General features: G+C 73.0%; 21 protein-coding genes, 1 tRNA gene and 1 riboswitch. Of the genes, 14 read left to right on the top strand and 8 right to left on the bottom strand.

All coding sequences use genetic code 11. From position 1 onward, the window contains the following. Positions 1 to 101 precede the first annotated feature (101 nt). From ACZ6EJ_RS07730 to rdgB, 4 genes are all read left to right on the top strand, one after another. Positions 102 to 392: a PTS sugar transporter subunit IIB gene (locus ACZ6EJ_RS07730; RefSeq protein WP_392945985.1), complete on the top strand. Its 291-nt coding sequence runs from the start codon at positions 102 to 104 to the stop codon at positions 390 to 392. A gap of 218 nt (positions 393 to 610) precedes the next feature. After that, complete coding sequence (gene rph, locus ACZ6EJ_RS07725) at positions 611 to 1,348, top strand: ribonuclease PH (RefSeq protein WP_469265242.1); 738 nt, start codon at positions 611 to 613, stop codon at positions 1,346 to 1,348. 119 nt (positions 1,349 to 1,467) lie between these two features. Then, a complete protein-coding gene (locus ACZ6EJ_RS07720; protein WP_469265241.1) occupies positions 1,468 to 1,854 on the top strand; it encodes a hypothetical protein in 387 nt (128 codons plus the stop codon). Positions 1,855 to 1,921: 67 nt separating this feature from the next. Next, on the top strand, positions 1,922 to 2,524 hold the full coding sequence (gene rdgB, locus ACZ6EJ_RS07715; protein WP_469265240.1) for an RdgB/HAM1 family non-canonical purine NTP pyrophosphatase: 603 nt from the start codon (positions 1,922 to 1,924) through the stop codon (positions 2,522 to 2,524). 63 nt (positions 2,525 to 2,587) lie between these two features. On the opposite strand, the gene ACZ6EJ_RS07710 is transcribed toward rdgB, so the two are convergent. The 3 genes from ACZ6EJ_RS07710 to bcp form a co-directional block, all read right to left on the bottom strand. After that, a tRNA-Leu gene (locus ACZ6EJ_RS07710) sits at positions 2,588 to 2,671 on the bottom strand. A gap of 98 nt (positions 2,672 to 2,769) precedes the next feature. Then, positions 2,770 to 4,266, bottom strand: coding sequence for a glycine betaine/L-proline transporter ProP (proP, locus tag ACZ6EJ_RS07705; protein WP_469265239.1), 1,497 nt, complete (start codon positions 4,264 to 4,266; stop codon positions 2,770 to 2,772). Between the two features lie 156 nt (positions 4,267 to 4,422). Then, entirely contained in the window at positions 4,423 to 4,890 is a 468-nt protein-coding gene (gene bcp / locus ACZ6EJ_RS07700) for a thioredoxin-dependent thiol peroxidase (RefSeq protein ID WP_469265238.1), read from the bottom strand. Positions 4,891 to 5,018: 128 nt separating this feature from the next. Here bcp and ACZ6EJ_RS07695 point away from each other — a divergent pair, with 128 nt between their 5' ends. The 3 genes from ACZ6EJ_RS07695 (at position 5,019) to ACZ6EJ_RS07685 (ending at position 6,239) form a co-directional block, all read left to right on the top strand. Next, the gene (locus ACZ6EJ_RS07695) at positions 5,019 to 5,336 is read left to right on the top strand and encodes a DUF3618 domain-containing protein (RefSeq protein ID WP_469265237.1); all 318 of its coding nucleotides are present in this window, start codon (positions 5,019 to 5,021) and stop codon (positions 5,334 to 5,336) included. Positions 5,337 to 5,389: 53 nt separating this feature from the next. Beyond that, positions 5,390 to 5,755, top strand: a complete 366-nt coding sequence (locus tag ACZ6EJ_RS07690; RefSeq protein ID WP_469265236.1) for a GroES family chaperonin — start codon at positions 5,390 to 5,392, stop codon at positions 5,753 to 5,755. Between the two features lie 63 nt (positions 5,756 to 5,818). Continuing rightward, positions 5,819 to 5,882, top strand: a riboswitch (guanidine-III (ykkC-III) riboswitch). 36 nt (positions 5,883 to 5,918) lie between these two features. Continuing rightward, positions 5,919 to 6,239: a DMT family transporter gene (locus tag ACZ6EJ_RS07685; protein WP_006124859.1), complete on the top strand. Its 321-nt coding sequence runs from the start codon at positions 5,919 to 5,921 to the stop codon at positions 6,237 to 6,239. Here the strand turns inward: ACZ6EJ_RS07685 and ACZ6EJ_RS07680 are convergent. After that, positions 6,233 to 8,518, bottom strand: coding sequence for a transglycosylase domain-containing protein (locus tag ACZ6EJ_RS07680; protein WP_469265235.1), 2,286 nt, complete (start codon positions 8,516 to 8,518; stop codon positions 6,233 to 6,235). The two genes, ACZ6EJ_RS07685 and ACZ6EJ_RS07680, sit on opposite strands and share 7 nt — an antisense overlap. A 207-nt stretch (positions 8,519 to 8,725) precedes the next feature. Between ACZ6EJ_RS07680 and ACZ6EJ_RS07675 the strand changes: the two genes are divergently transcribed. Genes ACZ6EJ_RS07675 through ACZ6EJ_RS07665 form a run of 3 tightly spaced genes read left to right on the top strand, consistent with a single transcriptional unit; the run spans position 8,726 to position 11,500 of the window. Further along, positions 8,726 to 9,526 carry an ABC transporter permease gene (locus ACZ6EJ_RS07675; protein ID WP_469265234.1) on the top strand — a complete coding sequence of 267 codons (801 nt, stop codon included), beginning with the start codon at positions 8,726 to 8,728 and terminating at the stop codon, positions 9,524 to 9,526. Beyond that, a complete protein-coding gene (locus ACZ6EJ_RS07670) occupies positions 9,519 to 10,406 on the top strand; it encodes an ABC transporter permease (protein ID WP_469265233.1) in 888 nt (295 codons plus the stop codon). Before ACZ6EJ_RS07675 ends, ACZ6EJ_RS07670 begins: the two co-directional genes overlap by 8 nt. A gap of 38 nt (positions 10,407 to 10,444) precedes the next feature. Continuing rightward, a complete protein-coding gene (locus ACZ6EJ_RS07665) occupies positions 10,445 to 11,500 on the top strand; it encodes an ABC transporter ATP-binding protein (RefSeq protein ID WP_469265232.1) in 1,056 nt (351 codons plus the stop codon). Between the two features lie 54 nt (positions 11,501 to 11,554). Here ACZ6EJ_RS07665 and ACZ6EJ_RS07660 read toward each other — a convergent pair whose 3' ends face one another. Continuing rightward, positions 11,555 to 12,802, bottom strand: coding sequence for an SGNH/GDSL hydrolase family protein (locus ACZ6EJ_RS07660; protein WP_469265231.1), 1,248 nt, complete (start codon positions 12,800 to 12,802; stop codon positions 11,555 to 11,557). A gap of 143 nt (positions 12,803 to 12,945) precedes the next feature. Between ACZ6EJ_RS07660 and ACZ6EJ_RS07655 the strand changes: the two genes are divergently transcribed. Then, complete coding sequence (locus ACZ6EJ_RS07655; protein ID WP_469265230.1) at positions 12,946 to 14,292, top strand: DUF445 domain-containing protein; 1,347 nt, start codon at positions 12,946 to 12,948, stop codon at positions 14,290 to 14,292. Positions 14,293 to 14,311: 19 nt separating this feature from the next. Here ACZ6EJ_RS07655 and ACZ6EJ_RS07650 read toward each other — a convergent pair whose 3' ends face one another. The 3 genes from ACZ6EJ_RS07650 to ACZ6EJ_RS07640 all read right to left on the bottom strand — a co-directional run bounded on the left by ACZ6EJ_RS07650 (position 14,312) and on the right by ACZ6EJ_RS07640 (position 16,927). Beyond that, positions 14,312 to 14,617, bottom strand: a complete 306-nt coding sequence (locus tag ACZ6EJ_RS07650) for a hypothetical protein (RefSeq protein ID WP_469265229.1) — start codon at positions 14,615 to 14,617, stop codon at positions 14,312 to 14,314. 254 nt (positions 14,618 to 14,871) lie between these two features. After that, complete coding sequence (locus ACZ6EJ_RS07645; protein WP_469265228.1) at positions 14,872 to 15,726, bottom strand: excalibur calcium-binding domain-containing protein; 855 nt, start codon at positions 15,724 to 15,726, stop codon at positions 14,872 to 14,874. Between the two features lie 226 nt (positions 15,727 to 15,952). Then, positions 15,953 to 16,927 carry an endonuclease/exonuclease/phosphatase family protein gene (locus ACZ6EJ_RS07640; RefSeq protein ID WP_469265227.1) on the bottom strand — a complete coding sequence of 325 codons (975 nt, stop codon included), beginning with the start codon at positions 16,925 to 16,927 and terminating at the stop codon, positions 15,953 to 15,955. A 140-nt stretch (positions 16,928 to 17,067) separates the two neighbouring features. Here ACZ6EJ_RS07640 and ACZ6EJ_RS07635 point away from each other — a divergent pair, with 140 nt between their 5' ends. From ACZ6EJ_RS07635 to ACZ6EJ_RS07625, 3 genes are all read left to right on the top strand, one after another. Then, positions 17,068 to 17,583 carry a hypothetical protein gene (locus tag ACZ6EJ_RS07635; protein WP_469265226.1) on the top strand — a complete coding sequence of 172 codons (516 nt, stop codon included), beginning with the start codon at positions 17,068 to 17,070 and terminating at the stop codon, positions 17,581 to 17,583. Positions 17,584 to 17,591: 8 nt separating this feature from the next. Then, entirely contained in the window at positions 17,592 to 19,397 is a 1,806-nt protein-coding gene (locus ACZ6EJ_RS07630; protein ID WP_469265225.1) for an alpha/beta hydrolase, read from the top strand. 164 nt (positions 19,398 to 19,561) lie between these two features. Next, positions 19,562 to 20,026, top strand: coding sequence for a hypothetical protein (locus ACZ6EJ_RS07625; RefSeq protein WP_469265224.1), 465 nt, complete (start codon positions 19,562 to 19,564; stop codon positions 20,024 to 20,026). The last annotated feature ends 165 nt before the right edge of the window (positions 20,027 to 20,191 follow it).

Raw genomic sequence — 20,191 nt, 5'->3', positions numbered from 1 at the left:
GTCACGCTTCGGAGCCCTCCCGAAGGCAGGGGGCCGGTGACCGTCATCCTTCGGGATTATCCGGTTACCCGCCTGCGAAGTTGGGCCAACCGTGCGTTACCGTGACGAAACGGAACCGCAGCGGGCGGCCGTCTGCGCGCGAAACCAGGGAGAAGGACATGGCCACCAAGGCTGAGAAGATCGTCGCCGGGCTCGGCGGCATCGACAACATCGACGAGATCGAAGGCTGCATCACCCGCCTCCGCACCGAGGTCCACGACCCCAGCAAGGTCGACGAGGCCGCCCTGAAGGCCGCCGGCGCCCACGGCGTCGTCAAGATGGGCACCGCGATCCAGGTCGTCATCGGCACCGACGCGGACCCCATCGCCGCCGACATCGAAGACATGATGTGACCGGCTGAACCCCGCCGGACCCCGCGGACCCGCTTTGAGGGCCCCGCACCCCGCAGGCCCCGCGCACCCCACCGGTGGGCGGGGCCTGCGGCATGTCCGGAGCCGGACGCGCCCACCGGACCGCCCGCCCCCGCGCCCGTACCGCACGGCTCCTCACCCGGACGGCCGCCCGCCGCACCCGAACGGAGCCGACCCCGCCAACGGATACAGTCGGGCCCATGTCTCGCATCGACGGCCGCACCCCCGAACAGCTCCGCCCCGTCACCATCGAACGCGGCTGGAGCAAGCACGCCGAAGGCTCCGTCCTCATCTCCTTCGGCGACACCCGCGTACTCTGCACCGCCTCCGTCACCGAAGGCGTCCCGCGCTGGCGCAAGGGCAGCGGCGAGGGCTGGGTCACCGCCGAGTACTCCATGCTCCCCCGCGCCACCAACACCCGCGGCGACCGCGAAGCCGTGCGCGGCAGGATCGGTGGGCGCACCCACGAGATCAGCCGTCTCATCGGCCGTTCCCTGCGCGCCGTCATCGACTACAAGGCGCTCGGCGAGAACACCGTCGTCCTGGACTGCGACGTCCTCCAGGCCGACGGCGGCACCCGCACCGCCGCCGTCACCGGCGCGTACGTCGCCCTCGCCGACGCCGTCGCCTGGGCGCAGGGCAGGAAGCTCGTCAAGGCCGGGCGCAAGCCGCTGACCGGCACCGTCGCCGCCGTCAGCGTCGGCATCGTCGACGGCGTCCCGCTCCTGGACCTCTGCTACGAGGAGGACGTGCGCGCCGAGACCGACATGAACGTCGTCTGCACCGGCGACGGCCGCTTCGTCGAGGTCCAGGGCACCGCCGAGGGCGCGCCCTTCGACCGCGCGGAACTCGGCGCGCTTCTCGACCTCGCCACGGCCGGGTGCGTGGACCTCGCCGCCCTCCAGACCGAGGCGCTCGCCCGTACGCGGGAGGCGTGAACCCCGCCTCCGCCGGGGTAGGGAGCAACCACGGACGCACCGCAGAGCGTCGTGAGGGATACGGGCGCACGGATCGAACCGTGCGCCCGTCCGCGCAACGACCCCAGGGGGACCGCACCATGGCCTCGCGCCGCCAACGTCTCGCACTCGCCACCGCCGCCGCCGTGCTCGCCGCCACCACCGCGGCGGGCTGCGCCGGACTCGACAAGGCCCTCGACTGCGTCCGCACCGCCGACGCCATCGCCACCAGCGTCGGCAAGCTCCAGGAAGCCGTCTCCGGCGCCTCCGAGGACGTCACCCGAGCCTCCGAGTCCCTGGACGAGATCGACCGGGAGCTGAAGAAGCTCGACGACACCACGGACAACGCCGACCTCGCCAAGGCCGTCGACGACCTCCAGACGGGCGTCAGCAACGTGCGCCGGTCCGTCGAGGGCGGCGACGCCACCCCCGACATCACCCCGGTGACCGACGCGGCCGCCGAGATCGGCAAGGTCTGCAGCCCCTGACCGGCACGGCGGGCCGCACCGCGGGGGCGTCGCCGGGCCCCCGCGGCGGCCCGGCGATAATCGGGCCATGAAGCGCCTGATCCTCGCCACCCGCAACGCGGGGAAAATCACCGAACTCCACGCCATCCTCGCCGACGCCGGGCTCGACCTCGAACTCGTCGGCGCGGACGCGTACCCCGAGATCCCCGACGTCAAGGAGACCGGCACCACCTTCGCCGAGAACGCGCTCCTCAAGGCCCGCGCCCTGGCCCGCGCCACCGGCCTGCCGGCCGTCGCCGACGACTCCGGCCTCTGCGTGGACGTCCTGGGCGGCGCGCCCGGCATCTTCTCGGCCCGCTGGTCCGGCGTCCACGGCGACGACACCGCCAACCTGAACCTGCTGCTGGCCCAGCTCGGCGACATCGCGGACGAGCACCGCGCCGCCCACTTCGCCTGCGCCGCCGCCCTCGCCCTGCCCGACGGCGCCGAGCGCGTCGTCGAGGGCCGCCTGCGGGGCGCGCTGCGCCGCGCCCCCGCCGGTGCGAACGGCTTCGGCTACGACCCGATCCTCCAGCCCGAGGGCGAGACGCGCACCTGCGCCGAGCTGACCCCGGCGGAGAAGAACGCGATCAGCCACCGGGGCCAGGCGTTCCGGGCGCTCGCGCCGGTGGTGCGGGAGCTGGTGGGGTAGGGGCCGCCCCGCGACAGCCGAAGGCCCGGCCCCCGTCCAGCGGGGCCGGGCCTTCCGTCTCGGTGCGCGAGGAGGGACTCGAACCCTCACGCCACTAGGACACTGGTACCTAAAACCAGCCTGTCTCACCAATTCCAGCACTCGCGCGTCCCCGGCAGTCTACAAGGGGAGGCGGCGTCGGTCCGGTGAGTTGTGCGGCGCCCGGCGCCCCGCGTCCTCCGGGTGACCGGGCAGCCGGGCGGGCTTCAGAACTTGGGGTCGGGCGACTGCGCCTGGACCAGCTCCGCCGCCTCCTCGTCGGTCTCGACCGACGGCGGCGAGCCGGCCAGCGGCTGCTGGGCGGTCTCCTTCATGCACGCCACCGCGATCACACCGACCAGCGCGGCCGCCATCGCGTAGTAGGCGGGCATCAGGTTGGAGCCGGTCCAACTGATCAGGGCCGTGATCACCAGCGGCGTCGTCCCGCCGAAGATCGAGGCGGAGAGGTTGTAGCCGACCGAGAGCGACCCGTAGCGCACGTTCGTCGGGAACAGGGCCGGGAGCGCCGCCGACATCGTGCCGAGCATACAGACGAGGGAGAGGCCGAGCATGAGCATCCCGGCGGTGATGGGCAGGACGCCGTCGATCCGGATGAGCAGGAACGAGGGCAGCGACAGGAACAGGAAGCCCAGCATCCCCGTCATCAGCAGCGGCTTGCGGCCGAAGCGGTCGGAGAGCTTGCCGACCTGGCTGATGATCAGCATCAGGAACACCATCACGGCCAGCAGGATCAGCAGCCCGTGGGTCTCGCTGTAGCCGAGCTCGTCGGAGAGGTACGTCGGCATGTACGACAGCAGCATGTAGTCGGTGATGTTGTACGCGCCGACGAGGCAGATGCAGAGGATCAGCGTCGGCCAGTGGAGCCGGAAGATCTTCGCCAGGTCGCCCTTGGCGGTGGACTCCACGCCGTCCGCCGCCTCGGAGGCGTGCGCGGTGCCGCCCTCCAGCTTCTGGAAGGCCGGGGTCTCGTCCAGGCGCAGCCGCAGGTAGAGGCCGACCAGGCCCAGCGGGCCCGCGACGAGGAACGGGATCCTCCACCCCCAGGACTCCATCTGCCCGGTGTCCAGGATCGCGTACAGGGCCGTCACCAGGCCCGCCGCGCCGACGTAGCCGGCCAGGGTGCCGAACTCCAGGAAGCTGCCGAAGAAGCCGCGCCGCTTGTCGGGGGCGTACTCGGCGATGAACGTCGAGGCGCCGCCGTACTCGCCGCCCGTCGAGAAGCCCTGGAGCATCCGGAACACGATCAGCAGGACGGGGGCCCAGACGCCGATCGTGGCGTGCGAGGGGATCAGGCCGATGGCGAACGTGCCCACGGCCATCAGGATCATCGTGAGCGCGAGGACCTTCTTGCGCCCGAGCCTGTCGCCCATCGGGCCGAAGAACATCCCGCCCAGCGGCCGTACGAGGAAGGCCACCGCGAAGGTCGCGAAGGAGGAGAGGAGCTGGGTCGTCTCGTTCCCGGACGGGAAGAAGACGTGCCCGATGGTGACGGCCAGGTAGGAGTAGATGCCGAAGTCGAACCACTCCATAGCGTTGCCCAGAGAGGCGGCCTTGACGGCCCGCTTGACCGCGGCGTCGTCCGTGACCGTGATGTCCGTCCGGCGCAGCCGCGGGTTCTGGCGCTTGCGGATGGCCCGGAAGAGCATGGGGTGGCGTTTGACCGCTTCGGGGTCGGCCGCCTGGTGGGGGTCGGAGGCCGCCATGGCCGGTTCCTTTCCTCGCAGGGTGTTCCAGGAAAGGCTTCTGCGCAGTCATGGCGGCCGCAAACCGACTCCATGGCCCGATGCGACGTCCCTCACACGGTCCTTATGCGGTCCGGAAGCGGGGGAGGGACGGGAGGGGGCCCGGCGGGCCGGGGGTCAGATGCCCAGGTCCCTGATGATCTTGGCGACATGCCCGGTCGCCTTCACGTTGTAGAACGCGTGCTCGACCTTGCCCTCCTCGTCGACGACGACCGTGGAGCGGATGACGCCCGTCACCACCTTGCCGTACAGCTTCTTCTCGCCGAACGCGCCGTACGCCGCCAGGGTCTCCTTGGCGGGGTCGCCCACCAGCGTCACCTTGAGGCTCTCGGCGTCGCGGAACTTCGCGAGCTTCTCCGGCTTGTCGGGCGATACGCCGATGACGTCGTACCCGGCCTCGGCGAGCAGGTCGAGGTTGTCCGTGAAATCGCAGGCCTGCTTAGTGCATCCGGGGGTAAGCGCCGCCGGGTAGAAGTAGACGATGACCTTGCGGCCCCTGTGGTCCGCGAGCGACACCTCTTTGCCGTCGGCGTCGGGAAGGGTGAAGGCGGGAGCGGTGTCGCCGGGCTTCAGTCGCTCGCTCATGGGTTCTCCTCGGGTGGCGCACGGGTCGGACGGGACCGAGCGTAATAGGGGTGCCGCCGGGTGCGCCGGGGGTTGAGCTGACAGACTGTCGATGAAGGTTTACGGACGACGACCACGGAGGCGGCGCAGTGTCGGATGCCAGGACCCCTGCGCAGATCGAGGCGGACATCATCAGCAGGCGCGAGAAGCTCGCTGTGGTGCTCGACGAGATCGGGGTGCGGGTACACCCGAAGACGATCATCGGGGACGCGAAGGCGAAGGCGGCCCAGACGGTGGACCGTACGGCAGGCCGTGCCTTCGTCGCGGTGAACCGTTCGGTCTCGGACGTGAAGGCGCGGTTCGTCGCGGAGGACGGCTCGCCGCGGCTGGAGCGGGTGATCCCCGCGGCGCTGCTCCTGGTCGGGGTGGTGGGGCTGCTCACCGTCTCCCGGCGCCGCAGCACATGAGGGACGCCCACCCGGAGGCGGGCCGTCCGGGGCGGGCCAGGTAGGTTGCGGGCGTGAGCGAGAACACCCACGACACCGCCGGCGCCCCCACCCGCGACGACAAGCTGCCCATCCGGATGCTCCACGACCGGGTGCTGGTGCGCAACGACGCCTCCGAGGGCGAGCGGCGTTCCGGCGGCGGCATCCTGATCCCGGCGACGGCCGCGGTGGGCCGCCGCCTCGCCTGGGCCGTGGTGGTCGCGGTCGGGCAGAACGTGCGGACGGTCGAGCCCGGCGACCGCGTGCTGTACGACCCCGAGGACCGCGCCGAGGTCGAGGTGCGGGGCGTGGCGTACGTCCTGATGCGGGAGCGGGACCTGCACGCGGTGGCGGCGGACCGGTTCGAGGGCTCGGTGGACTCGACCGGGCTCTACCTCTAGCCCCTCCCCCCCGCCCGTGGTCCCCGAGGGCCCGGTGACCGCTGTCACCGGGCCCCTTCCCCTGCTTTGCTACGGTGGGGCCACCCCGACGAGACGCGCCGTACCGGGTTGGCAAAGACGACGCATCCGCATCTGTCCGCGAGTCGTCGTCGGAGGTTCTGTCATGGCGTGGGTGCTGCTGGTCGTCGCCGGTCTGCTGGAAGTGGGCTGGTCGATCGGGATGAAGTACACCGAGGGGTTCACCCGGCTGTGGCCGAGCGTGTTCACCGGTCTCGGGATCGTGGCGAGCATGGTGCTGCTGTCGCACGCGGCGAAGACGCTGCCGATCGGCACGGCGTACGGCGTGTGGGTCGGCATCGGCGCGGCCGGCGCGGCGATCCTGGGCATGGTCGTGCTGAACGAGCCGGTGACCGCCGCCCGGATCTTCTTCGTCTGCCTGCTGCTGGTGGCCGTGGTCGGCCTGAAGGCGACCTCCGGTCACTGAGGGGCGGGGGAGGGGGCCGGCGAGCCGCCGGCGCCGTCCGCCCCGCCGCTCGTGCCGCCGTCCGCCCCGCCGCCCGAAACCTCTGCGCCCTCGCGGTCCGGCCGCCGGTCGCCGTCCGGGGAGGCGGTGCCGCCCGTGGAGCCGCCGTCCCGGTCGCTCGGGGGCGCCCCGGTACGGGTGGCGGCGGGCGCGGACGGGTCCGTGCGGCTGTCGGGGTCCTCGTCCACCGGCGGCTCCACCCCCTCCTCGGAGCCGGGCGCCGGGCGCAGGTCGAACTCCCGCACCGGTGAGGAGCGCAGCGCCGCCTCCGTGTAGGCGGCCCAGGTCTCGGCGGGGGCCCCGCCGCCGTTGACGCGGGGCAGCCCGAGGGCCCCGTACAGCGGGGTCTGCGCCCCGGTGTCGGGGTTCTGGCCCATCACGGCGATGACGGTCGCCAGGTCGGGGGTGTACCCGGCGAACCAGGCGGCCCGGTCCTCCTCGGCGGTGCCGGTCTTGCCCGCGGCGGGGCGGCCCGCCGCCTGGGCCGCCGTGGCGGTGCCGCCCTCGACGACGCCGCGCAGGACCGAGGTGGTGGTGTCGGCGGCCTCGCGGCTGACGGCCTGCACGGTCCTGCGGTCGGGCAGCTCGATCTCCGCGCCGTCCTTGGTGATCCTCTCGACGAGGACGTGCCGCCCGTGCCGGCCGTGGTCGGCGAGGGTGGCGTACGCCTCGGCCATGTCCAGGACGCTGGCGTTGGCGGGGCCGAGCGCGATGGAGGGCGACGCGGTGAGGTCGGGGGTGTCGGCGGGGATGCCGAGGGCGATCGCGGTCTGCCGGACCTTGGCGGGGCCGACGTCCTGGGCCATCTGGGCGTAGACGGCGTTGACGGACTTGTCGGTGGCCGTGCTCACGGTGATGGAGCCGTAGTCGACGTCGTCCTCGTTGGCGGGGGCGTACCCGGTGGAGCCCCGTGGGCCGACGACCGGGCGTTCGTTGGTCCCGTCGTAGACGGTGTCCGGGGTGATGCGCCGGCCGTCCCGCGTGGTGGAGCCGTGGACGACGGCGGCCGTCAGGACGAACGGCTTGAAGGTGGAGCCGACCTGGTAGTCGCGGCGGGTCGCGTTGCTCACGTACTGCCGGGTGAAGTCGACGCCGCCGTACAGGGCGACGACCTCGCCGGTGGCCGGGACGATCGACGCGCCCCCGACGCGGACGTTGCGGTCCGCCTCGCGCTCGTCGCTGGTCTTCGCCATGACGTTGGCGTCGACCGCCTCGACCAGGGCCTCCTGCTTGGCCCGGACGAGGGTGGTGGTGATGCGGTAGCCGCCGGTGGCGAGGGTCTTCCCGTCGAGGATGCCGCGCTGGTCGAGGTGGTCCTCGACGGCCTGGACCAGGTAGCCCCGCTGCCCGGAGAGCCCGTTGGGCGGCTTGGCCTCGCCCGGTGTGGGGAACGCGGTCGTCCTCCGTTCGGCGGCGTCCAGCCAGCCTTCCTCGACCATGCCGTCCAGGACGTAGTTCCAGCGGCGCAGCGCCGCGTCCCTGCTGCCGGGGCGGGTGACCACGTCGTAGGCGCTGGGCGCGTTGAGCAGGGAGGCGAGGTACGCGCCCTCGGCGGTGGTGAGGTCCTCGACGTTCTTGCCGTAGTACGCCTGGGCGGCGGCCTGGACGCCGTAGGCGTTGCGGCCGAAGTAGCTGGTGTTGAGGTAGCCCTCCAGGATCTGGTCCTTGCTCTGCTCGCGGTCGAGCTTGATCGCGATGAAGAACTCCTTGGCCTTGCGCGGAACGGTCCGCTCCTGGCCGAGGTAGTAGTTCTTGACGTACTGCTGGGTGATGGTCGAGCCGCCCTGCTTGCCCTTGCCGGTCACGGTGTTCCAGCCGGCCCGGACCATCGCCTTCACGTCCACGGCGTGCTGCGAGTAGAAGTCGCGGTCCTCGGCGGCGAGCACGGCGTGCCGGACGGTCGTCGGGACCTGGGAGAGCCGCACCTTCTCCCGGTTGACGTCGCCGTCGCGGGCGATGACGCTGCCGTCCGCGTAGAGGTAGACGTTGGACTGGGCGGTGGCGGCGGCGTTGGCCGCCGGGATGTCGACGAGCCGGTACCCGACGGCGAACCCGCCGATGACCAGGACGGCGAGGCCCAGCACGGAGCCGAGGGCCGTCCGCCAGGTCGGGACGGCGCGCCGCCAGCCGGTGCGCCGGCGCTTCCGCGGTGCGGCGGACGGCTCCTCCCGGTCGTCCGCGTGCGCGTCCGCCGCGTCCGAGGGATCGCGGGGGGCCCAGTTCTCTGGCTCGTCGCTCATGTCGGTGGGGCTCCTCGGGCGTGGACAGTGTCCTCATAGTGCCCATTTCCGGGCAAAACCCTCGGGATCTCCTCCGATCGCCTCGCCCGGTCGACCCGATCGCCCCCGGCCGCCCGCCGGAAATCCGGTCGCGGCGGCCCGCGGGCGCGCACTAGGGTCTTGCCCTTTGGCGGCGGGGGCCGGTGGCGGCGGGGGAGAGGGGGCGGCGTGCGGCTCTACGCGGTGGTGGCGGCGGGCGGGTTCCGGCGCCATGCCACGTACCGGACGGCGACGGCGGCGGGCGTCTTCACCAACACCGTCTTCGGCTTCATCATGGCGTACGCCTACATCGCCCTGTGGAACGAACGCCCGCAGCTCGGCGGCTACGACACCGCGCAGGCGCTCACCTACGTCTGGCTCGGCCAGGCCCTGCTGATGACCTGCGCCATGATGGGCGGCGGCTTCGAGGACGAGCTGATGGAGCGCATCCGCACCGGGGACATCGCCGTCGACCTGTACCGCCCCGTCGACCTCCAGGCGTGGTGGCTCGCCCAGGACCTGGGCCGGGCGGCCTTCCACCTGCTGGGCCGGGGCATCGCGCCGATGGTCCTCGGGGCGCTCGCCTTCGACCTGGCGCTGCCCGGCTCCCCGTGGACCTGGCCGGCGTTCCTCCTCTCGGTGCTGCTGGGCGTGGTCGTCAGCTTCGCGGTGCGCTACCTGGTCGCGCTCTGCGCCTTCTGGCTGCTGGACGGGACGGGGGCGGCGCAGATCGCCTGGCTGGCCGGGCTGTTCTTCTCCGGGATGCTGCTGCCGCTGAACCTCTTCCCCGGAGCGCTGGGCGAGGTGGCGCGGGCCCTGCCGTGGTCGTCGCTGCTCCAGATCCCGGCCGACGTGTTCCTGGGCGAGCACACGGGGTGGGGGCTGGTGAGGGCGTACGCCTTCCAGGGCGGCTGGGCGGCGGCGCTGCTGCTGGCGGGCCGGCTGGTGCAGACCGCGGCGACCAGGAGGGTGGTGGTGCAGGGTGGCTGAGAGCGCGGTGGCCGACCGGGCCGGGCGGGAGCCGGCCGCCGGACGGGCGGCGGTCCCGTTCCCGCGGCGGTCCCGCCTGCTGGAGGGCGTCCGGGCGTACGGGCTGATCGTGGCGATGTGGGTGCGCTCGACGATGGCCTACCGGGCCTCGTTCGTGATGACGACGCTCGGGAACCTCGCCGTCACCGGCTTCGACTTCGTCGCGATCCTGCTGATGTTCTCGCACGTCGACGCGTTGGGCGGCTACACCCTGCCGGAGATCGCGCTGCTGTACGGGGTGTCGGCGACGGCGTTCGGGCTCTGCGACCTGCTGCTGGGGTCGATGGACCGGCTGGGCCGGCGGGTGCGGGACGGCACGCTGGACACCCTGCTGGTGCGGCCGGCCCCGGTGCTGGCGCAGGTGGCGGCGGACCGGTTCGCGCTGCGCCGGCTCGGCCGGGTCACCCAGGGGCTGCTGGTGCTCGGCTACGCGCTGGTGTCCCTGGACATCGCGTGGACGCCGCTGAAGGCGGCGATGCTGCCCCTGATGGTGCTGAGCGGTGCGGCCATCTTCGGGGCGGTGTTCGTGGCGGGCGCGGCCTTCCAGTTCGTCGCGCAGGACGCCTCGGAGGTGCAGAACTCCTTCACGTACGGCGGGACCACGCTGCTCCAGTACCCGCCGACGATCTTCGCGAAGGACCTGGTGCGCGGCGTGACGTTCGTGGTGCCGCTGGCCTTCGTGAGCTGGCTGCCCGCGCTGTACGTGCTGGGGCGGGAGTACCCGGTGGACCTGCCGCGGTGGGTGGCGTTCCTGCCGCCGCTGGTGGCGGCGGGCTGCTGGGCGCTGGCGGGCCTCGCCTGGCGGGCGGGGCTGCGGGCGTACCGGAGCACGGGCAGTTGAGCGGCCGGGAGACGGGGACGACGGCGGAGGGGACGGGCATGGACGACGGCACGGACACGGGGACGGGCACGGGGACGGGCACGCCCTTCGCGGCGGCGGGCCCGCGCGCCGACGGGGGCTTCATCGAGCTGGACGGCGTGGAGAAGGTCTTCCGGGTCCGCCGCCGCGCGGGCCTGCTGCGCCGCGAGCGGCACGAGGTGCGGGCGGTCGACGGGATCAGCTTCCGCGTGGCGCGCGGCGAGATGGTCGGCTACATCGGGCCGAACGGGGCCGGCAAGTCGACCACGATCAAGATGCTGACGGGCATCCTCACCCCGAGCGGCGGCCGGCTGCGCGTCGCGGGCATCGACCCCTCGCGCGAGCGCACCCGGCTGGCGCACCGCATCGGCGTCGTCTTCGGGCAGCGGACGACGCTGTGGTGGGACCTCCCGCTGCGCGACTCCTACCGGCTGATGCACCGGATGTACCGCATCCCGGACCGCCGCTACCGGGAGAACCTGGACCGATGCGTCGAACTCCTCGACCTGGGCGCGCTGTTGGACGTGCCGGTGCGGCAGCTCTCCCTGGGGCAGCGGATGCGCGGCGACATCGCGGCGGCCCTGCTGCACGACCCGGAGGTGCTCTACCTGGACGAGCCGACGATCGGGCTCGACGTGATCTCCAAGACCCGAGTCCGCCGGTTCCTCGCGGAGTTGAACGAGGAGCGCGGGACGACGGTCCTGCTGACGACGCACGACCTCACCGACATCGAGCAGTTGTGCGGCCGGGTCATGGTGATCGACCACGGCCGCCTGGTGTACGACGGTACGCCGGCGGGCCTCCACGAGGCGGGTGGGAGCGAGCGGATCCTGGTCGTCGACCTGGAGCGCGAACTCCCCCCGATCTCCCTGGAGTCGGAGACCGGTGCACCACCGGTGCCGGGGGTGCGGACGGTCCGGGTGGAGGGCGCCCGCCAGTGGCTGGCCTTCCCCGCCTCGGCGTCGGCGGCCCCGCTGGTGGCCCGGATCGCGGCGGCGTACCCGCTGGTCGACCTGTCGGTACGGGAGCCCGACATCGAGTCCGTGATCGCCAGGATGTACGAGTCCGCGCCCTGACGGCCGCTCCGCCCGGAGCGCGGGACGCGCGGCCCGGTCGCTCCGGTCAGCGGCTCACAGCATGTCCGAGCGCGGGCCGCGCGCCCGGTCCAGGAGCTTCAGGTCCACCCGGTCGCCGAGCGCGCGGTAGCCCTCGTCGCTGAAGTGCAGGTGGTCGCCGGAGTCGTACGCGGGCCGGAGCCGGTTCGGTGCGGCGGGGTCGCGTACCGCCGCGTCGAAGTCCACGTACGCGTCGAAGACCTCGCCCGCCCGTATCCGCTCGTTGACCGCCAGGCGTACGGCGTTGCGCTCGGGCGTCCAGGAGCGGAAGCCCTCGAACGGGGTGAGCGTCGCGCCGATCACCGTCAGCCCGCGGGCGCGCGCCCGCTCGGCGAGGGAGCGCAGGCCGTCCACGACGCGCTGGGGGTCGGTCTCCTGGGGCGGCTGCTGCACGTCGTTGATGCCGAGCGCCACGATGACCGTGCGGACCCCGGTGACCGACAGGACGTCGCGGTCGAACCGGTCGATGCCGGACTGGCCGCCGGTGCCGCGGCCGACGCCCGCGATCCGGTTGCCGGAGATGCCCGCGTTGGCCACTCCGTACCGGCCGCCGAGCCGGTCGGCGAGCCGGTCGGGCCAGCGGGCGTTGGCGTCGGTGGAGGAGCCGCTGCCCGCCGTCAGGGAGTCCCCGAGGGTGACGACGGCGCCGTGCGCGGTGTCGGTGCGGACGTCGACGGCGGTGAGGTAGCGCCAGTGGGGGGTGCTCCGGGCGCCCCGGTGGTCGACCAGATAGGACGTCTGGTGGCTGTTGGGGTGGTACGTGACCGGCCCGCCCGCCCGCGGGGTGCGGAAGCTGACCTGGAGCGGGGAGTCGGGGGCCACCGGCACCGCGACGGGGTCGCTGACGACCCGTCCGCCCGCGGCGACGGTGACGGCGGAGGCCCCCTTGAAGGTGACCGGGCGGGAGGCGACGGCGGCCTGGTCGATGACGAGCGGGGCCTTGCCGAAGAGGTTCGACAGCGTGATGCGGGCGGCGTCCCCGCCGACGCTGGTGTGGACGATGTCGCGGACGGTGTGACCGGGCCGCCCGTTCTCGGTGCCGGGCTCGGCGCGGACCGGCGCGGCGGTCCAGGTGGCGACCCAGTGGCCGCCCGAGACGGCGGGCGCGACCGGGTTGCGCACGGCCGCCCGCGTCTCGGCCGGGGGGCGCGGCGACGACCGGGGGCCGGAGAGCAGGGCCGTGGCGGAGGCGATGGCGGCGGCGAGCACGGCGGTGCCCGCCACAAGGGCGATGAGCAGGGCATACCCCTGACGCCTGGGCATGTGCGGTGGTTCTCCTCGTGATGGTCGTGCGGGTCCCATGATGCGGCAGGCCGCGGCGGGCCCGACCCGCGGGCCGGGGACCGCAGGAGCGGGGACAATGCGTACGGCACGGGGCCGAGGGGTACGCGGGACGGGTGGAGCGCATGGAACGGACCGGACACGGGCAGCGGGACGCGGCACGGGAGGCGGAGGGCGGTACGGGCTCGCCGCCCGCGGCGCCGCTGGCCTCGTTCGCGTACACCGCCGCCGACGAGGAGAAGCAGCGCGGCGTACGGCGTATGAAGGCCACGGCCACCGGCCTCCTCCTGCTCGTCGCGGTCGTGTACGTCCTGGCCACCTGGGCGAAGAACGCGGGTGTGGGGGGCTGGCCGGGCTACGTCGCCGCGGCCGCCGAAGCGGGGATGGTCGGCGCCCTGGCGGACTGGTTCGCCGTGACGGCGCTCTTCCGGCGCCCGCTCGGCCTGCCCATCCCGCACACCGCGATCATCCCCACCAAGAAGGATCAGTTGGGGCAGTCCCTCGGTTCCTTCGTCGGCGAGAACTTCCTCTCCGGAGACGTCATTCGTGACCGGATTCACACGCTCGGGGTCGGCCGGCGGCTCGGCGTGTGGCTGGCGGAGCCCGCCCACGCCGACCGGGTCACCGCCGAGTCCGCGACGGCGCTGCGCGGCGCGCTGACGGTGCTGCGCGACTCCGACGTGCAGGCGGTGGTCGGCGAGGCCATCACCCGGCGCGCGGACGCGGCGGAGGTGGGCCCGAGCCTGGGCCGGATGCTGGAGAAGGTCGTCACCGACGGCGGCCACCGCAAGGTCGTCGACCTCGTCTGCGTACGGGCGCACGACTGGCTCGTGGAGCACGGCGACTCGGTGATGAACGCGGTGCAGGGCGGGGCGCCGGGCTGGACGCCGAGGTTCGTCGACAAGCGGGTGGGGGAGCGGGTCTACAAGGAGCTGCTGCGGTTCGTCACGGAGATGCGGGACATGCCCGAGCACCCGGCGCGCGCCTCCATCGACACCTTCCTCAACGACTTCGCGGCCGACCTCCAGAACGACGCGGACACCCGCGCCCGCGTGGAGCGGCTGAAGTCGGAGATCCTGGGCCGCCGCGAGGTGCAGGACGTCATCGCGTCGGCCTGGTCCTCCGTCCGGACGATGATCCTCTCGGCGGCGGAGGACGAGCACAGCGAACTGCGGCTGCGCACCCGTGCGTCACTGCTGTCGCTGGGGGCCCGGCTGGAGGGCGACCAGCGCCTCCAGGGCAAGGTGGACGGCTGGCTGGAGGACGCGGCGGTGTACGTGGTGACGACGTACCGGACCGAGATCACCTCGCTGATCAGCGAGACGGTCGCGGGCTGGGACGCGGACCAGACCTCGAAGAAGATCGAGGCGCACATCGGCCGCGACCTCCAGTTCATCCGGATCAACGGCACGGTGGTCGGTGCGCTGGCCGGTCTGGCGATCTACACGGTGTCGCGGGCCCTGGGCGGCTGACCCCGCGCGGGCCGGGCCCTCAGCGGGCCGCGCGGCGGGTGACGGCGCGGGACGCGGCGGCGACCCCGCCCGCGACGGCGAACACGGCCGGCCAGGCGCCGACCTTCTTGGCGAGCGGGTGCGAACCGGCGAACGCGGCGACGTACGCCGCCGTCAGCCCCGCCGCCGCACGCGGCCCGGCCTGCCGGTTCCACCCGTACGCGGCGACGGACCCGGCGACGGCGAGCGCGACCCCGCCGAGCGGCCGCTTCCCGGTCCACCGGACGACCCCGTACCCGCCGACGAGCCCGCTCGCCGCCACCACCGCTGCCGGAACCCTCGTCATCGCTTCCCTCGTCCGCTCCGCCCGCGGCCCGCACCCCCGTCGCGCACGCCTGCGGCACCCGCGGACCGATCCTCCTCCCGAGGCTAGCGCCCGGCGCGGCGCCGCCGCCGGGCGGGCCGCCGCGGCTCGGGAGCGGCCGGTCCGCGGTCGGCGTCCGCCCCGGCCGGCACGTCCCCGGCCGCCGGGCCCGTCGGGGGGCTCGGGTGGCCGGGGCGGCCCGGGCCGCCCCGGCTCGACGGCCCGTCCCGTCCGGCCTATTCGCAGGCGACGCCGTCCCCGTCGCGGTCCAGGTGCCGCCCGTAGCCGGGGTCCCCGGCGTGGATGGGCGCGGCGCCCGCGTCCCGTACGCCGGTGCAGTTCGCGTAGGACGCGCTGCCGCCGCCCCCGCTCGTACCGCTGCCGCCGCCTCCGGTGGAGGACGACGACCCGCCGCCCCACGGCTCGCATCCCACGCCGTCGCCGTCGCGGTCCAGGTGGGGCGCGTAGCCGGGGTCGCCGTCCTTGACCGGGGCCGCCCCGTCGGCGCGGGCGGCGTCGCAGTTCTCGTAGTACACGGCCGCCGGGGCCGCCTTCGTCGGTGCGGGTTCCGGCGCGGGGGGCGGGGTCGAGGCGGGGGCGGGCGCGGTGACGGTGATCCGGACGACGGCGGTGGCGGCGGGGACCTTCGTCCCCTTCACGAGGACCCGGTACGTGAACTCGTCCTCGCCGAAGTGTCCCTCGGCGGCGGTGTACGCGACCGAGGCCCCGGACACCGCGGCGGTGCCGTGGCGGGGATCGGCGTCGATGCTCAGGGTCAGCTCGGCCGGGTCGTAGGTGTCGAGCAGCGCCGTTCGGACCCCGCTCTCCAGGATGATCGAGTCGTTGTCGAGGACGTCCACGGCCAGACGCTTCCCGGCGTCCGCGCTCTGCTGGTCGTCCATGAGCGCCAGGGCCCGTTCGACGGAGGGCGAGGGGCTGGCCGAGGGCGCGACCGCCGCGGCCTTCCCGGTCCGGTCGCCCGCGCCGCCGTCGTCCCCGCACCCCGCCAGCAGGAGCCCGAGCGCGGCGGCTCCCGCCGGTATCAAGAAGAGCCCGCGCCTCGGCCGCCGTGACTGCTTGATCGTCTGCATGTGCTGCCCCCAAGGCCGAACTCCGTGCGGTTGGAGGAGCGATGGTGGCAGCGGGGTGGGAGTCGCATCAGGGGCATGGGGGGAACGAAGCGGAATTGTGATGAAGGCGTGGACGAAGCGTGAGGGGGAGCCTGGTGGCGGCGCGTTCCCGGCGGCGACGGGGGCTCCCGTCGTTCCGGCGGGCCCGCGCCGGCGAGTGCGTCCGGGCGGCGGGGCCTCACCGGCCTCACTCCAGGGCGACGCGGGCGGCGACGGGCAGGTGGTCGCTGCCGGTGGCGGGCAGGGCCCGGATGTGGGGCACGGTGGCGGAACGGGCCATGACCTGGTCGATCCGGGCCAGCGGGAAGGCGCCGGGAAAGCTGAACGCCAAGCCGCGCCCGGCCACGTTCAGCCGCGTGGTGAGCGGCCTCAACCCCCGGTCGTCCACTGTTCCGTTGAGGTCGCCGAGCAGGACCACCGCGGGGACCTCCTCGGCGGCGATGGCGCGCCCCAGCAGCGCGGCGCTCTCGTCGCGCCGGGAGGACGCGAGGCCGCCCGCCCCGACCCGGACGGAGGGCAGGTGGGCGACGTACGCCGCGACCTCCCCGTACGGCGAGTGCACCACGGCGCGCACCCCTCGGCTCCACCCCTCCGCGATGCCGCGCGGCCTGATGTCCACCGACGCGCCGCCGGAGAGCGGGTACTTCGACCAGAGCCCGACGGTGCCCCGGACGACGTGGTGCGGGTAGTCGGGCGCGAGGGCCCTCTCGTACACCGGCAGATGCGGGACGACCAACTCCTCCAACGCGATGAGGTCGGGCCGGGCGGCCGCCAGCGCACGGGCGGTCCCCGCCGGATCGCGGTTCCCGTCGCCGACGTTGTGCTGCACGACCGTCAACTCCCGCAGACCTGGCGGAGGTTCCGGCAGCAGCAGTCCTCCGACGAGATGCGCCCACGCCCCCGCGGGCAGCAGCAGGGCGAGCAGCGCCACGGGTGACCGCCGCACCGCGGCCACCCCGAAGAGCCCGACCACGGCGATCCCGAGCCACGGCAGGAAAGTCTCCAGCAGACTCCCCACCCGACCCGGCGAGTTGGGCACCGTCCGAGGGAACGCGAGGATCGCGGCCAGGACCACCGCGAAGGCGGCGACGATGAGCCCCCGCCGTGACGGCCCGCTCCCGAGCACCGCCGCCGCGCCCCTTCCCGCCCGCCGTTCCGCCATGTCTTCCCGTCCGTTCGGCCCCTTGCCCCCCCCAGGACGACGCACCCGGTGGAACGGTTCTCGTCGCGCGGGCCGCTGCGACCGCCCCGCGGGCCGGGCCGAGCGCGCCGGCGGTGTTTGATTTACTTCCGAGGTGCTGGATGGCACGGCGGCTCGGCTCGGGCGTGCGGGAACGGGGAAGCGGGGGCACCAGGGTGGCGTGGGACGAGTGGGAGCAGGCCAAGGCCGACGTGATGGCGAGCCGCCCCACGGAGATGCGGCTGAACCAGGTTCCACCGGCTTCGGGCGGCGGAGCGCCCCCGGCCGGGGCGTCGGCGGACCTGAAGTCGGACAAGAAGGCGTGGACCAAGGCCGGCGAAGGCGTCACGGGGCTCAAGGACGGCATCGGCAAGGCGTTGACGAGCCTGGCCGACGGCCAGGCGGGACTCGGCGGCGCCGGCGGCCTGCGCAGTGCCGCGGCGCAGCAGGAGCTCTACGCGTCGTGGAAGAAGTACATCGGTGATGTGAGCAAGCGCTGCGGTGCGCTGGGCGGACTCCTGGAGAGGTCGGGCCATGACCTCGCCAAGACCGACCAGGCGGTCCTGGAGGAGCTGACCAGGCTCAAGGCCGGTTACGAGGACACCGAGGCCCTCGGCGGCCAGGCGAAGGCGAAGTGAGCCCGACCATGGATCTCGCGACACTGAAGGCTTTCCAGCCGCCGGAGTACGAGGACGCCGCCGACGGATACCGGGCGGCGGGCGAGATGGCGGCCGCGGCCAAGGACACCATCGACAACCAGATCTGCGCGGGCGTGCGCGGCCAGTTGGACGGCAAGGCGGCCGAAGCCGCGCTGGGCGAACTCCGCAGCCTCGCGGCGAACTTCCACTACGTGCAGGTCGAGTGCGCCCTGGTGAGCACCGCGTTGAACGGCTTCGCCTTCGACATGGCCGTGGCCCGGAAGAGGCTGGAGGCGGCGATCGAGGACGCCCACGCCGACGGTTGCACGGTGAACGGGAACGGCTCCGTCTCCTACCCCGCGGGCAGGAAGCCCGGTGAGGAGGAGACGGCCGAGGGCGGCACGGTGACCGGGAGCGCCGGAGGCAGCGCGACGTCGGACGCCGTGGAGCGCCAGGCCGTGAACATCCACCCGAACCCGCACTACGGCAAGGCGCTGGCGTACGCGAACCGCATCGCCGACGCGCTGGAACTGGCCGCCGAAGCGGACGCGAAGTGGGCGCCCAGACTGCGCGCGCTCAAGGCCGACGACGACCTGGCGGTCTCCGACCGCGACTGGGTCGACGCACGGTCGGACATGGGCGGTGTCAGCGAGGCCGGCAAGAGCTACCTCGGCTCCCTGCCGGAGCCCCCGAAGGACGCCTCCCCGAAGGACAACGCGTCGTGGTGGAGAGGGCTCAGCCCGGAGGAGCGGTCCGCGTACCTCGCGCTGCGGCCGGCCTCGGTCGGCGCGCTGGACGGACTGCCCGCGGAGACCCGCGACGAGGCGAACCGTACGGTGTTGGCCGGGGCCTGGGCGGAGACACAGGTGGAACTCGGAAAGATCCCCGAACCGACGCGATATGTCGCCAACCCCCACGGCACGTATCCGGCGGTGATCCAGACTGCCGCCTGGAGCGAGTGGAACGCGAAGCACGGTGAGCGGCACGAGCAGCTCACACGGGCGAAGGACGGGATGCGGAGCATTCAGGCGCGGTTCGACAAGACGGGCACGGAGGGCCTTCCCGAGGCGTACTTGCTGGGATTCGGCACGGACGGCAACGGTCGGGCCATCATCGCGAACGGGAATCCCGACACGGCCGATCACCAGGCGGTCTACGTGCCGGGTACGTCGTCGAACCTGAGTAGCGTCGGGGGGGACATCGATCGGATGGTGCGACTGTGGCGTGTGGCCGACGCCGAGGCCGACGGCGCATCGGTCTCCACCATCACCTGGCTCGGGTACGACGCGCCGCAGAACGTCGTGAAGGACGCGCCGTTCAGCCACTACGCGAACGACGGGGCCCCGGCCTACAACCGTTTCCTCGACGGTCTCGACGCCTCTCGCACCACGGACGCCGACGTCCATCGCACGGCGATCGGTCACTCTTACGGCACCACCCTCATCGGGTCCGCGGCCCGGCAAGGGGAGTTGAACGCGGACGACGTGCTTCTCGTCGGCAGCCCTGGTGTCCAGGTGAGCAAGGCGGAGCGGATGGACGTTCCCGAGGGGCACGTCTGGAATCAGGAAGCCGACGGGGACCTGGTCCCGGACATCGGGCGTTTCGGGCACGGCGGAGCCGACGGCGACGGTGTGTGGATCGTCCCCAGCGATCCGATCTTCGGCGCGCATCAGGTGACCACCGACACCACAGGGCACAGTGACTACTGGAACGAGAGCACCGAGAGCCTGCGGAACCAGGGGCTGATAGTCGCCGGATATGGCGACGAAGTCCCGCTGGAACCGGTACCGCCGACGCATTCGAGAGGGCGATAGCAGTGTTCGACGCGTGTCGAGGAGAGCGCCGTCCCATGAGGCGGCCGCGTGACCGAGGACTCCCCTCACGAGCCGGTCGGCCGGGGCTCTTCTCTGAAAAGAACGGAAGGGGTGCACGCGCACTCGTCGCTTCCGTCGCCCTCATCACTCTCACGGGATGCAGCATGAGCGATTCCAAGGACTCCGAAGACCTTCCCGCGGCCGGTACCAGCACGTCGCGGGAAGCCGCCGACACGGCGAAGAAGGTCTCCAGCGAGATCTATGACCTGATCGGCCTCCAGGGGAAGGCGTCCAACACCGGAGCGGGCGTCACCGACTGCAAGGGCAAGGATCCGGACACGTACTTCCAGATCTTTCACCCGTGGACCTTCTCGCCGGCGTCGGCCGACCAGCTCGACGGTGTGATGGAGCGGTTGAGGGCACAACTGCCCGCGCACGGCTGGAAGGTCGTCGAGTACGGCGCCGATGCGAGCAAGAACAGCAACATCAACCTCACGGCCGACAACGACGAGAAGAAGCACAGCGTCAACATCGTCTACTACGCCCGGCGCAACCCTCCGAAGCTGAGCCTGATGGTCGTGTCCGGGTGCTATCAGGTACCGGAGGGGCAGAAGGTCGAGCGGTTCTGATCGGCGCGGGGAGGAGGCGGCGCGCCGGTGGGGGGAGCACCCGTCCGCACCACCGGTCGCGGACCCGAGACCGCGCACCGACGGGAGCACAGGGATGCGTTGGGGCGAGCCTTCCGCGCTGAACCGGCGGGTTCGGGCGGCCCTCGTCGCGCCGTACGTCTGAGG

The sequence above is a fragment of the Streptomyces sp. NPDC041970 genome, from assembly GCF_055588985.1.
Note: the sequence above shows the minus strand (reverse complement) of the source record. Positions and strands in the feature narration are given on the sequence as shown.